14 protein-coding genes are annotated in these 13,753 nt (G+C 58.8%); 3 read left to right on the top strand and 11 right to left on the bottom strand.

The genetic code is table 11. The annotated features are described in order from the left end of the window. Window positions 1-29: 29 nt before the first annotated feature. Entirely contained in the window at window positions 30-584 is a 555-nt protein-coding gene (locus tag AACY50_RS01145; protein ID WP_339466271.1) for a GspH/FimT family pseudopilin, read from the top strand. Here the strand turns inward: AACY50_RS01145 and ispH are convergent. The 6 genes from ispH to murJ form a co-directional block, all read right to left on the bottom strand. Beyond that, window positions 556-1,500: a 4-hydroxy-3-methylbut-2-enyl diphosphate reductase gene (gene ispH, locus AACY50_RS01140; RefSeq protein WP_221730097.1), complete on the bottom strand. Its 945-nt coding sequence runs from the start codon at window positions 1,498-1,500 to the stop codon at window positions 556-558. The genes AACY50_RS01145 and ispH overlap by 29 nt on opposite strands. Window positions 1,501-1,637: 137 nt before the next feature. Continuing rightward, on the bottom strand, window positions 1,638-2,075 hold the full coding sequence (gene fkpB / locus AACY50_RS01135) for an FKBP-type peptidyl-prolyl cis-trans isomerase (RefSeq protein WP_339432818.1): 438 nt from the start codon (window positions 2,073-2,075) through the stop codon (window positions 1,638-1,640). A 7-nt stretch (window positions 2,076-2,082) separates the two neighbouring features. Then, entirely contained in the window at window positions 2,083-2,595 is a 513-nt protein-coding gene (gene lspA, locus AACY50_RS01130; RefSeq protein ID WP_221730098.1) for a signal peptidase II, read from the bottom strand. Continuing rightward, window positions 2,588-5,419, bottom strand: coding sequence for an isoleucine--tRNA ligase (ileS, locus tag AACY50_RS01125; protein ID WP_339466270.1), 2,832 nt, complete (start codon window positions 5,417-5,419; stop codon window positions 2,588-2,590). Before ileS ends, lspA begins: the two co-directional genes overlap by 8 nt. Before the next feature lie 13 nt (window positions 5,420-5,432). Continuing rightward, entirely contained in the window at window positions 5,433-6,371 is a 939-nt protein-coding gene (gene ribF / locus AACY50_RS01120; protein WP_339538053.1) for a bifunctional riboflavin kinase/FAD synthetase, read from the bottom strand. A gap of 129 nt (window positions 6,372-6,500) precedes the next feature. Beyond that, window positions 6,501-8,039 (bottom strand): murein biosynthesis integral membrane protein MurJ, encoded by a 1,539-nt coding sequence (murJ, locus tag AACY50_RS01115; RefSeq protein ID WP_339432767.1) that lies wholly within the window; start codon window positions 8,037-8,039, stop codon window positions 6,501-6,503. 252 nt (window positions 8,040-8,291) lie between these two features. On the opposite strand from murJ, the gene rpsT reads away from it, so the two are divergent. Then, on the top strand, window positions 8,292-8,564 hold the full coding sequence (gene rpsT, locus AACY50_RS01110; RefSeq protein WP_166216506.1) for a 30S ribosomal protein S20: 273 nt from the start codon (window positions 8,292-8,294) through the stop codon (window positions 8,562-8,564). A 178-nt stretch (window positions 8,565-8,742) separates the two neighbouring features. Here the strand turns inward: rpsT and AACY50_RS01105 are convergent, their stop codons facing one another. The 5 genes from AACY50_RS01105 to rplU all read right to left on the bottom strand — a co-directional run bounded on the left by AACY50_RS01105 (window position 8,743) and on the right by rplU (window position 12,497). Then, window positions 8,743-9,210, bottom strand: coding sequence for a CreA family protein (locus AACY50_RS01105; protein ID WP_221730102.1), 468 nt, complete (start codon window positions 9,208-9,210; stop codon window positions 8,743-8,745). 9 nt (window positions 9,211-9,219) lie between these two features. Beyond that, window positions 9,220-10,338, bottom strand: a complete 1,119-nt coding sequence (proB, locus tag AACY50_RS01100) for a glutamate 5-kinase (protein ID WP_339432817.1) — start codon at window positions 10,336-10,338, stop codon at window positions 9,220-9,222. 137 nt (window positions 10,339-10,475) lie between these two features. Further along, entirely contained in the window at window positions 10,476-11,699 is a 1,224-nt protein-coding gene (gene cgtA / locus AACY50_RS01095) for an Obg family GTPase CgtA (RefSeq protein ID WP_339493856.1), read from the bottom strand. Window positions 11,700-11,892: 193 nt separating this feature from the next. After that, window positions 11,893-12,150 carry a 50S ribosomal protein L27 gene (gene rpmA, locus AACY50_RS01090; RefSeq protein WP_016773121.1) on the bottom strand — a complete coding sequence of 86 codons (258 nt, stop codon included), beginning with the start codon at window positions 12,148-12,150 and terminating at the stop codon, window positions 11,893-11,895. Window positions 12,151-12,185: 35 nt separating this feature from the next. After that, entirely contained in the window at window positions 12,186-12,497 is a 312-nt protein-coding gene (rplU, locus tag AACY50_RS01085; RefSeq protein ID WP_007924746.1) for a 50S ribosomal protein L21, read from the bottom strand. A gap of 241 nt (window positions 12,498-12,738) precedes the next feature. Here rplU and AACY50_RS01080 point away from each other — a divergent pair, with 241 nt between their 5' ends. Beyond that, the gene (locus AACY50_RS01080; RefSeq protein WP_339432765.1) at window positions 12,739-13,707 is read left to right on the top strand and encodes a polyprenyl synthetase family protein; all 969 of its coding nucleotides are present in this window, start codon (window positions 12,739-12,741) and stop codon (window positions 13,705-13,707) included. Window positions 13,708-13,753: the final 46 nt, after the last annotated feature.

The raw sequence follows: 13,753 nt of genomic DNA, 5'->3' as shown, positions 1-13,753 counted from the left end.
GCACATCACACGCCATGGAGGGAATTTTCATGCCGCAACGAGGCTTCAGCCTGATTGAACTGCTTATGGGACTGGCGATTGGCGCAATTGTTCTGCTGCTGGTCAGTCCGGCGTTTGCCACGCTCAGGGAGTCAAACCATCGGGATCAGGCCGCACAGTCGTTGCTCGACGGCATCCGCAATGCCCGCACAATGGCGATCACACGCAATCAAAGCGTGGTAATCCATGGCATCAATGGCGACTGGAGTCAGGGCTGGCGGATCATTCTGGATATCAGCGGCAAGGGGCCGGAGGACAGCAGCAATCCGCTGCTGGTGGAGCGTGCGAGTGACGCGAAGGTGCCGATTGTCGGCAACTGGTTGGTGAGCCGTTATGTGCGCTTCAGCAGCCTGGGGCAACCGCTGATGCCCGGTCGAGCCTTTCAGGCTGGGACATTACACATCTGTTCGACTCGCGAGCCGGTCAGCCAGCGCCAGGTGGTGCTGGCGGCGACCGGTCGAGTGCGCCTGAGCAGCAAAAACGCTGAACAGGCGTTGTGTCAGAAAACAAATACGCTTAAATCGAACGTACGCGCAGCTCTTTAGGCATCGAGAACGTGATGTTCTCTTCGCGGCCCGCCAGCTCATCGGCACCGGTAGCGCCCCAGGCCTGCAACTGTTGGATCACGCCACGCACCAGCACTTCAGGTGCGGAAGCACCGGCGGTGATGCCAATGCGCTCGACGCCATCGAACCAGCTCTTTTGCAGGTCTTCGGCACCGTCGATCAGGTAGGCCGGAGTGGACATGCGTTCGGCCAGTTCACGCAGGCGGTTGGAGTTGGAGCTGTTCGGGCTGCCGACCACCAGGACCACGTCGCATTCGTCGGCCAGTTGCTTGACCGCATCCTGACGGTTTTGCGTGGCATAGCAGATGTCGTCCTTGCGCGGGCCACCGATGGCCGGGAAACGCGTGCGCAAAGCATCGATAACGCGGCTGGTGTCGTCCATCGACAGCGTGGTCTGTGTGACGAACGCCAGTTTTTCCGGGTCATGTACCTGCAATTCGGCCACGTCTTTCTCGTCTTCGACGAGGTAGATTGCACCGCCATTGCTGGCATCGTACTGGCCCATGGTGCCTTCAACTTCCGGGTGACCGGCGTGGCCGATGAGGATGCATTCGCGACCGTCGCGGCTGTATTTGGCGACTTCGATATGCACCTTGGTGACCAACGGGCAGGTGGCGTCGAAGACTTTCAGGCCACGGCCAGCGGCTTCGGTACGCACGGCTTGCGAAACACCGTGGGCACTGAAGATCACGATGACATCGTCCGGAACCTGATCCAGTTCTTCGACGAAAATGGCGCCACGGCTGCGCAAATCCTCAACGACGAATTTGTTGTGCACTACTTCATGACGCACGTAGATCGGCGGCCCGAAGACCTCCAGGGCGCGGTTGACGATTTCTATCGCCCGGTCCACGCCGGCGCAGAAGCCACGGGGGTTGGCGAGTTTGATTTGCATGCTGTGCCTCGTGTCTTGCGCGCGAAAAAACAGTGAATAACGACTGTGGGAGCGGGCTTGCTCGCGAATGCTGACTGACATTCAACCTATAAGTTGCCTGACACACCGCTTTGGCGAGCAAGCCCGCGCCCACATTTTTACAACGCCTTGACGCTGATGATTTCCACGTCAAAGGCCAGCGTCTTGCCCGCCAGCGGGTGATTGAAGTCGATGGTCACTTGCGCGTCGTCGAACTCTTTCACCACACCCGGCAGCTCAGTATTGGCCGCATCGTTGAAGATCACCAGCAAACCCGGCGACAGCTCCATATCAGCAAACTGCGAACGTGGGATGATCTGCACATTCTGCGGATTCGGTTGACCGAAAGCGTTCTCCGGCTCGACGCTCAGCGTACGCTTGTCCCCGGCCTTGAAGCCAAACAAAGCAGCCTCGAAACCCGGCAGCAGGTTGCCGTCGCCGACCTTGAAAGTCGCTGGGGCCTTATCGAAGGTGCTATCGACCGTGTCGCCGTTCTCCAGGCGCAATGCAAAGTGCAAGGTGACTTCCGTGTTCTGGCCGATGCGTTGCTCAGCCAATACCTGTTCAGTCATGAACGGTTTCTCCGGTTTTCTTGGTTTTGAACATGTCCAGTGCCAGCATCACCGCGCCAACGGAGATGGCGCTGTCGGCGAAGTTGAACGCCGGGAAGTACCAGCGGTTCTGCCAGTGCACCAGAATGAAGTCGATCACATGGCCCAGGGCAATGCGGTCATACAGATTGCCCAACGCACCACCCAGCACCAGCGCCAAAGCGATGGCCAACCAGGTTTCGTTGCGCCCCAGTCGCTTGAGCCAGACCACCAGCACCGCGCTGACCACGATCGCGATCAGGGCGAACAGCCAGCGCTGCCAGCCGGAACCGTCAGCGAGAAAGCTGAACGCAGCACCGGTGTTGTAAGCCAGGGTCCAGCTGAAGTAATCGGGAATGATCACGATCTGCTGGAACATTTCGAGCTTGTTTTCGAAGTAGAACTTGCTGGCCTGGTCAATGACCAGAACCAGCAAACTCAACCAGAGCCAGCTCAACCGTCCGAAACGGCCAACGGCATTAGGCATAGTGACGAACCTCGCCGGCGCCGCTGATGTTATCAACGCAGCGACCGCAGATTTCCGGATGCTCCGGGTTTACGCCAACGTCTTCGCGGCAGTGCCAGCAACGGGCGCACTTGGCGAAGGCCGATTTGACGATCTTCAGCTTCAGGCCGCTGACTTCGGTCGCTACCGCGTCGGCCGGAGCCTGGACAAACGGTGCAACGCTGGCGGTCGAAGTGATCAGGACAAAGCGCAGTTCGTTGCTCAGCTTGGCCAGATCGGCGCTCAAGGCGTCTTCGGCGAACAGCGTCACTTCGGCTTGCAGGTTGCCACCGACGGCTTTCGCCGCGCGCTGGATTTCCATTTCTTTGTTGACCGCGACCTTCACTTGCATGATGCGATCCCAGTACTCGCGACCCAGCTCGAAGCCTTCCGGCAGCTCGGTCAGACCTTCGTACCAGGTGTTGAGCATGACCGATTCGTTACGCTCGCCCGGCAGGTATTGCCACAGCTCGTCGGCGGTGAACGCCAGGATCGGTGCGATCCAGCGCACCAGCGCTTCGGAGATGTGGAACAACGCGGTTTGCGCCGAACGGCGGGCCTTGCTGTTGGCGCCAGTGGTGTACTGACGATCCTTGATGATGTCGAGGTAGAAACCACCCAGCTCCTGCACGCAGAAGTTGTGGATCTTGGAGTAGACGTTCCAGAAACGGTACTCACCGTAGTGCTCTTGCAACTCGCGTTGCAGCAGCAGCGTGCGATCCACCGCCCAGCGATCCAGTGCCAGCATCTCTTCGGCCGGCAGCAGGTCGGTGGCCGGGTTGAAACCGGTCAGGTTCGAGAGCAGGAAGCGCGCGGTGTTACGGATACGCCGGTAGGCGTCCGCGCTGCGCTGCAGGATCTGCTCGGACACGGCCATCTCGCCGGAGTAGTCGGTCGAAGCGACCCACAGACGCATGATGTCGGCGCCCAGGGTGTCGTTGACTTTCTGCGGTGCGATCACGTTGCCCAAAGACTTGGACATTTTGCGGCCGGACTCGTCGACGGTGAAGCCGTGGGTCAGCAACTCGCGGTACGGCGCGTGGTTATCGATGGCACAACCGGTCAGCAGCGACGAGTGGAACCAGCCACGGTGCTGATCGGAACCTTCCAGGTACAGGTCGGCACGCGGGCCGGTCTCGTGCCCCATCGGGTGCGAACCGCGCAGAACGTGCCAGTGAGTGGTACCCGAATCGAACCAGACGTCGAGGGTGTCGCTGATCTTGTCGTACAGCGGCGCATCGTCGCCAAGCAGTTCGGCAGCGTCCATCTTGAACCAGGCTTCGATGCCTTCGACTTCAACGCGCTTGGCGACTTCTTCCATCAGTTCAACGGTGCGTGGGTGCAGCTCGCCGCTTTCCTTGTTGAGGAAGAACGGGATCGGCACGCCCCAGTTGCGCTGACGGGAGATGCACCAGTCCGGACGGTTGGCGATCATCGAGTGCAGACGCGCCTGGCCCCAGGCCGGGACGAACTGGGTGTCTTCGATGGCTTTGAGCGAGCGTACACGCAGGGTGTCGCCGCTGACCGGCTCTTTGTCCATGCCGATGAACCACTGCGCGGTGGCGCGGTAGATCAATGGAGTCTTGTGGCGCCAGCAGTGCATGTAGCTGTGCTCGATGACGGTGGTGTGCATCAGCGCACCGACTTCGGTCAGCTTCTCGACGATGGCCGGGTTGGCCTTCCAGATGAACTGGCCGCCGAAGAGTTCCAGCGACGGCACGTACACACCGTTGCTCTGCACGGGATTGAGGATGTCGTCGTTGACCATGCCGTACTTCTTGCAGGTCACGAAGTCGTCCACGCCGTAGGCCGGAGCGGAGTGAACCACGCCGGTGCCAGCGCCCAGTTCGACGTAGTCGGCCAGATATACCGGCGACAGACGGTCGTAGAACGGGTGACGGAAGTTGATCAGCTCCAGCTCTTTGCCGGTAGTGGTGGCGATGACCGAACCTTCAACGCCGTAGCGAGCCAGGCAGGCTTCAACCAGCTCTTCAGCCAGCACCAGCAGCTTGTCGCCGACATCGACCAGGGCGTAGTTGAATTCCGGGTGAACGTTCAGCGCCTGGTTGGCCGGGATGGTCCACGGGGTGGTGGTCCAGATCACGATCGAGGCTGGTTTGCTCAGCGACGGCAAACCAAACGCGGCAGCCAGTTTGGCTTCGTCAGCGATCGGGAAGGCAACGTCGATGGTCGAGGACTTCTTGTTTTCGTACTCGACTTCGGCTTCAGCCAGGGCCGAGCCGCAATCGAAGCACCAGTTCACAGGCTTGAGGCCCTTGAACACGAAGCCGCCCTTGACGATTTCGGCGAGGGCACGTATTTCACCGGCCTCGTTCTTGAAATCCATGGTTTTGTACGGGTTGGCGAAGTCGCCCAGCACGCCGAGGCGGATGAACTCGGACTTCTGCCCTTCGATCTGCTCGGTGGCGTAGGCACGGCACAGCTCGCGGGTCTTGTCCGCGCCCAGGTTCTTGCCGTGGGTCACTTCAACCTTGTGCTCGATCGGCAGACCGTGGCAGTCCCAGCCCGGAACGTACGGCGCGTCGAAACCCGACAGGGTTTTCGAGCGGATGATCATGTCCTTGAGAATCTTGTTCAGTGCGTGACCGATGTGGATCGTGCCGTTGGCATACGGAGGGCCGTCGTGCAGAACGAACTTCGGACGATCCTTGCCAATCTCGCGCAACTTTCCGTACAGGCCAATACTGTCCCAGCGCTGCAGGATCTGCGGTTCGCGCTGTGGCAGGCCGGCCTTCATTGGGAAGGCGGTGTCCGGAAGGTTTAGCGTGGCTTTATAGTCGGTCATTTAAGGCTCTTCATTAGCGATGGGCGCTAGGTGTGGCTAGTGCACGGGCGGTGGCGACATCCGCATTGATCGCCGTTTTCAGCGCCTCCAGGGAGGCAAATCGCTGCTCTTCACGCAGCTTTTGGTGGAAAACCACCGTCAAACGCCGGTCATACAGATCGCCGGCAAAATCTAAAAGATGGACTTCAAGGTGGGCCTTGCCATCACCTTGCACCGTGGGCCGCACGCCGATATTGGCGACGCCGGGCCAGGTCTTGCCGTCGATATCCACATCCACCAGATACACCCCGGTAAACGGCACGCGACGACGCTTGAGTTGAATATTGGCAGTGGGCGTCCCCAGTTGCCGGGCCAGTTTCTGGCCATGCAGCACGCGACCGACGATGCGGTAAGGGCGGCCGAGCAAGCGTTCGGCCAGGGCAAAATCGGCGGCGGCCAATGCGTTGCGCACCTGAGTGCTGCTGACGCGAATGCCGTCCAGCTCGACGGTTTGTGCAGCTTCGACGCTAAAACCGTGGACCTGCCCGGCCTGCAACAGGAAATCGAAATCACCGAGGCGGTCGCAGCCGAAGCGGAAGTCATCACCGACCTCCAGATGCTGTACGCCGAGGCCGTCTACCAGAATGGTGTCGACGAACTCACTGGCGCTGAGCTTGCTCAGACGCTGGTTGAAGGCCAGGCATAACACCCGGTCAACACCTTCGGCCGCCAGCAGTTGCAGCTTGTCGCGTAGCCGGGCCAGACGCGCCGGCGCGGTCTCGGGCGCAAAAAATTCCCGTGGCTGCGGCTCGAAAATCACCACGCAGCTGGGTACGCCCAACTCGAGCGCACGCTCACGCAGTCGGGCCAGGATAGCCTGGTGACCACGGTGAACACCGTCAAAGTTGCCAATAGTGGCGACGCAGCCCCGATGCTGGGGGCGCAAGTTGTGGAGGCCTCGAACCAGCTGCATAACGCGCTTCTTGCTCATAAAGTGGTCGATTATAACCACACCCGACGGCCGACGACAGGCAACACCGTAACGCAAAGTGATCGAGCCGACAAAACTGCCGGCCCGTGCCCACTCATAAAGGGTAAAACCTCAGCTCAAGGCTTTGCGATTGAAGTCGCGCAGACGAAAACCGAGCAGCAGCAACATACCAAAATACGCAACTACGCCGGCTGCCACCAAGGCCCCCAGACGCAGGAAGCGTTCAAGCATGTGCCCCTGATCCCAGGCTGGCATGAAATGCATGCCAATCAACAACACCGCCGACATCACCGCCACCGCCACCACCAGTTTGAAGCCGAACCTGGCCCAGCCTGGCTGCGGCTGGTACATCTGCTGTTTGCGCAGTTGATAGAACAGCAACCCGGCATTCAGGCAGGCGCCGGCACTGATCGCCAACGCCAGGCCGGCGTGAGCCAACGGACCAATCAAAACAAGGTTGAACAGTTGCGTGACGATCAGCGTGAAAATTGCGATTTTCACCGGAGTGCGAATGTTCTGTTGCGCATAAAAACCCGGGGCCAGCACTTTGATCACGATGATCCCGAGCAGGCCCACCGAATAGGCAATCAACGCGCGCTGGGTCATTTCAGCATCAAAGCCACTGAACTGGCCGTACTGGAACAACGAAACGGTCAACGGCTCGGCGAGAATCCCCAGCGCCAGCGAGCACGGCAGCACCAGCACAAAGCACAGACGAAGCCCCCAGTCGAGAATCCGCGAATATTCGTGGCGATCCTTGCTGGCGTAGGTTTTGGCCAAGGTCGGCAGCAGGATGGTACCCAACGCCACACCCAGCACGCCGGACGGCAACTCCATCAAGCGGTCAGCGTAATACATCCACGACACCGAACCTGCGACCAGAAACGAGGCGAAGATCGTGTTGATAATCAGCGAAATCTGACTGACCGACACCCCCAGGATCGCCGGCAGCATCTGCTTCATCACTCGCCAGACGCCGGTATCGCGCAAATTCAGGCGCGGCAGGACCAACATGCCGATCTTCTTCAGGTGCGGCAGTTGATAAAGCAACTGCGCCAGACCGCCCACCAGCACCGCCCAGCCCAAGGCCATGACTGGCGGATCGAAGTATGGCGTCAGGAACAGCGCAAACACGATCATGCTGACGTTGAGCAGGGTCGGTACGAATGCCGGCACCGAGAAACGGTTCCAGGTATTGAGGATCGCACCAGCCAGCGAGGACAGGGAGATCAGCAATATGTAAGGAAAGGTCACCCGCAAAAGGTCTGAGGTCAGCTGGAATTTTTCCGGCGTGTCGGTAAAACCGGGAGCTGTCGCCCAGATCACCCACGGCGCGGCGATCATGCCCAGCGCCGTTACCAGCGCCAGCACCAAGGTCAGCAACCCCGACACGTAAGCAATAAAGGTGCGCGTCGCCTCCTCGCCTTTCTGGCTTTTGTATTCGGCCAGAATCGGCACAAAAGCCTGAGAGAACGCACCCTCCGCGAAGATTCGCCGAAGCAGATTAGGCAGCTTGAAGGCAATAAAGAAGGCGTCCGTCGCCATCCCGGCCCCGAATATACGGGCGATGAGCGTGTCACGGACGAACCCGAGAACCCGCGAAAGCATCGTGATAGAGCTGACGGCGGCCAACGATTTGAGCAGATTCATTGAGGGAATTTGTGCCTGTCGATAAACAGCAGGCGAACAATGCGCCTACTTGTGCGATACTCTGCGCCGCAACAGCACAGAGCCAAAGCTCGCGAGTTTACAGGTCAAGCGCCGGAAATAAATATCCCGCCTCTTTATACCTACCACTTAGCGGAACGTTTCAAGCGCCCTTGACAAGACATCTCTTCATCGGCATGATTCGCGGCCTATTTTGTTTGCTATTTCCTAAAAAGTCTTTCGAGGAGCTCGACGGTGGCCAACTCACCTTCCGCCAAAAAACGTGCAAAACAGGCTGAGAAGCGTCGCAGCCACAACGCCAGCCTGCGTTCCATGGTTCGTACCTACATCAAGAATGTAGTTAAAGCCATCGACGCAAAAGACGCTGAAAAAGCTCAAGCTGCATACGTTCTGGCTGTGCCAGTTATCGACCGTATGGCCGATAAAGGCATCATCCACAAGAACAAGGCTGCTCGTCATAAGAGCCGTCTGAATGGCCACGTCAAAGCACTGAAAACTGCTGCTTAATCGACGTAGTCATTAAAAAGCCGACCTTAGGGTCGGTTTTTTATTGCCTGTAATTTGATAAAGGCAGAAAAAATGTGGGAGCAGGCTTGTTCGCGAATGCAATCTGTCAGCTGACATACCCAGCAACTGACACGACATCTTCGCGAGCAAGCCCGCCCCCACATTTAGATTGACGCTTTTACTGCCCGGCCGGCATCCACGGCAAAATCGGGATCGCCGTCACCGCATTCTGCGGACTGCCCTCGATCAAGCGATCGCTATAGACCAGGTACACCAGCGTATTGCGCTTCTTATCGAGGAAACGCACCACTTGCATGGTTTTGAATACCAGCGAAGTGCGCTCCTTGAACACCTCTTCGCCATCCTTAAGCTCGCCCTTGAACTTGATCGAACCGACCTGACGACAAGCAATCGATGCCTCGGCACGATCTTCAGCCAGCCCCAAGCCACCCTTCACGCCACCCGTCTTGGCGCGCGAGAGGTAACAGGTCACACCCTCGACTTTCGGATCATCGAAAGCCTCGACCACGATCCGGTCGTTCGGACCGACAAACTTGAACACTGTCGACACCTGACCAATTTCTTCAGCCGAAGCCAGCAATGGCAACACCATCAACAGACCCAACAATCCTTTTGCTACGCGCATGAGTTTTCCTTACACCAAAATCAGATTGTCACGGTGAACCAGTTCAGGTTCAGCCATGTAACCGAGCAAACCGACAATCGCATCCGACGATTGACCGATGATTTTTTGCGCCTCCAGCGCACTGTAGTTGGCCAGGCCACGAGCGATCTCACGACCATCCGGCGCCACGCAAACCACCATTTCACCGCGCCGGAAACTCCCCTGCACCAGTTTCACACCCACCGGCAACAGACTCTTGTTACCCCGGGACAGCGCCGACACCGCACCATCATCCAACACCAACGTACCACGGGTTTGCAGGTGCCCTGCCAACCACTGCTTACGCGCCGCCAGCATGCCGCGCTCAGGCGACAACAACGTGCCGATACGCTCACCCGCCTTCAAGCGATCAAGCACACGCTCAAGACGCCCACCCACGATGATGGTGTGTGCGCCGGAACGAGCCGCCAGACGCGCCGCACGCAGCTTGGTTTGCATACCACCACGCCCAAGCGCGCCACCTGTACCGCCCGCCACCGCATCCAGGCCCGGATCATCGGCACGCGCCTCGTAAATCAACTGAGCATCGGGATTGTTGCGCGGATCAGCATCGAACATGCCATCGCGATCCGTCAGGATCACCAGCAGATCAGCCTCGACCAGGTTGGCCACCAACGCCGCCAGCGTGTCGTTGTCGCCAAAACGGATTTCATCAGTGACCACGGTGTCGTTCTCGTTGATCACCGGAATGACTTTCAGCTCGACCAGCGCACGCAAGGTGCTGCGGGCATTCAGATAGCGCTTGCGGTCAGAGAGGTCGTCGTGAGTCAGGAGAATCTGCGCGGTGTGCCGACCATGCTCGGCAAAGCTTGATTCCCAAGCCTGCACCAAGCCCATCTGACCGATTGCCGCCGCAGCCTGAAGCTCGTGCATCGCACTGGGTCGTGCGGTCCAGCCCAGACGGCTCATGCCGGCCGCCACCGCCCCGGAAGACACCAGCACCAACTCGACACCCGCCTCATGCAGGGCCACCATCTGCTCGACCCAGACACTCATTGCCGCGCGATCCAGCCCTTTGCCATCAGCTGTCAGCAAAGCGCTGCCGATCTTCACGACCCAACGCTGCGCACCTGTCACCTTGCTCCGCATCATCTTCAACCTTAGCTTGAGGACAGCGCGACCTGGCACTGCCCGTGACGTTAATCGTGGCTATTGGTGACCAACGATCGATTTCCAGATACTAAAACGCCGCTCGATTGAGCGGCGCTTAAGTTTACTGCAACGAATCAGTCACGCACGTAAATGATTTCCGGACCGTCTTCGTCATCCACGTCTTCTTCATCCCAATCATCGTCGCCGATGTCGTGGACCGACTTCACGCCACTGCGACGCAGGGCACGCTTGTCATCCAGCGCCTGCAACTGCGCGCGGGCTTCGTCTTCAATGCGCTGATCGAGATCGGCCAGTTCTTCCTTGTAAGCCGGGTCGGCAGCAAGGCGATCGGCACGATCTTCCATGTAACGCATGATGTCGTGGCACAGACGCTCCGTACCGATCTTGGCAATTGCCGAGATCACGTAGACCGGACCTGTCCACTCCAGACGATCAACGATCTCCTTGACGCGAGCATCGTGCTCCTCCTCAAGGATCTGGTCGCACTTGTTCAGCACCAACCAACGGTCACGCTCAGCCAGGGACGGACTGAACTTGATCAGCTCATTGACGATGACCTCAGCCGCATCCGGCGCACTGGTGTCATCCAGCGGCGCCATGTCCACGAGGTGCAGCAACAGACGCGTACGCGCCAAGTGCTTGAGGAAGCGAATCCCCAGGCCGGCACCGTCGGAAGCGCCTTCGATCAAGCCCGGGATGTCGGCAATGACGAAGCTCTTCCAGCGATCGACGCTGACCACACCCAGGTTCGGGACCAACGTGGTGAACGGGTAATCGGCGACCTTCGGCTTGGCGGCCGAAACCGAACGGATAAAGGTACTTTTACCGGCATTCGGCAAGCCCAGCAGACCTACGTCGGCCAACACTTTCATTTCCAGCTTCAGGTCGCGCTGCTCGCCCGGCTTGCCCGGCGTGGTCTGGCGCGGCGCACGGTTGGTACTGGATTTGAAACGGGTATTGCCCAGACCGTGCCAACCGCCCTGCACGACCATCAACTTCTGGCCAGCCTTGGTCAGGTCACCAATGACCTCCTGAGTCCCGGAGTCGATCACGGTCGTACCGACCGGAACACGCAGGATCAGGTCTTCACCCTTTTTGCCGGTGCAGTCGGTGCTGCCACCATTGGAGCCACGCTCAGCATCGAAATGCCGGGTGTAACGGTAGTCCACCAGGGTGTTGAGGTTTTCGTCGGCCATCATGTAGATGGAACCACCATCACCACCATCACCACCGTTCGGACCACCGTTCTCGATGAACTTTTCCCGACGGAAACTCATGGCGCCATTACCGCCATCACCAGCCTTTACGCGAATCGATACTTCATCAACAAACTTCATAACCAACGCCTCTCGCCGTACGGACGAGCCGAAAAACAATCAAGACATAAGACTCTTGCAAAAATGAGCGCAGCGACCCCAAAACACGACCTGCTTCGCACGCCGACAGCCCATACAAACAGCTTTGCAAGAGACTCACCCCACAAACGAAAAAGCCCCGTCGCAAGACAGGGCTCTTCCAGCGATCTCGCGATTAGGCCGCGATTACGCTCACGTAACGACGACCGAAGGCGCCTTTTACTTCAAACTTGATCACGCCTTCGATTTTGGCGAAGAGGGTGTGATCTTTACCCATGCCAACGCCGTAACCGGCGTGGAATTGGGTGCCGCGCTGACGCACGATGATGTTGCCGGCCTTGATGACCTGGCCGCCATACATCTTCACGCCAAGGCGTTTGGCTTCTGAGTCGCGACCGTTACGGGTACTACCACCAGCTTTTTTGTGTGCCATGAGTTCAATTCTCCTAGTGAGGAATTAGGCTGTAATTAAGCCTGAATACCGGTGATTTTGATCTCGGTGAACCACTGGCGGTGGCCCATACGCTTCATGTGGTGCTTACGGCGACGGAACTTGATGATGCGGACTTTATCGTGACGACCTTGGGAGATCACTTCAGCCTTGACGGTTGCGCCAGCAACAACAGGTGCGCCGATGTTCACGTCGTCGCCATTGGCGACCAGCAGAACGCGGTCAAAAGTCACGGACTCGCCAGTAGCGATTTCCAGTTTTTCGATCTTCAGGTATTCACCCTCAGCGACCTTGTATTGCTTACCGCCGGTAACGATTACTGCGTACATGGTATTTCTCCGATAATCCTGCTCACCCAGCTCTTTATAAGAAGAGGTATTGGCTGGCATGGCTGCATGGGGCTGGAACGGCCCAAGTGCAATTGCGTAAGGCAGGTGCTGCCCAGGAAGTTCAGGGTGCGCGATTGTACGCAAGCTACCGCGGTCATGCAAGTAGCCGTCCATCGTGCCTTGACAGGTCTGGATGGGGGTCCTAGCATGCCGCGCAACCCTTCTGGAGCGACTCTCGCTGATGCAACCCCAAGCTTTCTACCGCGCGGTGGCGGACGATTTTAGCGCCGTCGACGGCATCATCAAGAAGCAGCTGACTTCCCGAGTACCGCTGGTATCGAAAATCGGCGACTACATCACGTCGGCCGGCGGCAAACGTCTGCGTCCTTTATTGGTGTTGCTGTGTGGCAAGGCACTGGGTCGCGAAGGCGACGATATGCGTCTACTGGCCGCCACCATCGAATTCCTGCACACCGCCACCCTGCTGCATGACGACGTCGTCGACATGTCCGGCATGCGCCGCGGCCGCTCAACCGCCAACGCCATGTGGGGCAATGCTCCGAGCGTGCTGGTCGGCGACTTCCTGTACTCGCGCTCGTTCGAAATGATGGTTGAACTGGGCTCGATGCCAGTGATGAAGATCCTGTCCCAGGCCACCCGCATCATCGCCGAAGGCGAAGTGTTGCAGCTGTCCAAGGTGCGCGACGCCAGCACCACCGAAGAAACCTACATGGAAGTCATTCGCGGCAAAACCGCAATGCTCTTCGAAGCCTCGACCCACAGCGCCGCCGCGCTGGCCGGTGCCAGCGCCGGGCAGAGCGAAGCCCTGCGCACCTTCGGTGATCATCTGGGCGTGGCATTCCAACTGGTCGACGACTTGCTCGATTACAAGGGTGATGCTGAAACCCTGGGCAAGAACGTCGGTGACGATCTGGCCGAAGGCAAGCCGACCCTGCCGCTGATCTACACCATGCGTGAAGGCACGCCCGAGCAGGCTGCACTGGTGCGTCAGGCGATCCAGAAAGGCGGAATCGAAGATCTGGAAAGCATCCGCGCGGCCGTGCAAGCTTCCGGCTCGCTGGAGTACACCGCGCAACTGGCCCGCGATTACGTGGCCCGCGCGATCAAGTGCCTCGATGCACTGCCCGCCAGCGAATACCGCGACGCACTGGTTGAACTGAGCGAGTTTGCGGTCGCCCGCACACACTGATCGCCACGTAATCAAAGAGCCGCAGCCTTCCTTCGAAGCCTGCGGC

The sequence above is a fragment of the Pseudomonas sp. RA_15y_Pfl2_54 genome (genome assembly GCF_963971015.1).
Lineage (GTDB): Bacteria > Pseudomonadota > Gammaproteobacteria > Pseudomonadales > Pseudomonadaceae > Aquipseudomonas > Aquipseudomonas baetica_A.
Note: the sequence above shows the minus strand (reverse complement) of the source record. Positions and strands in the feature narration are given on the sequence as shown.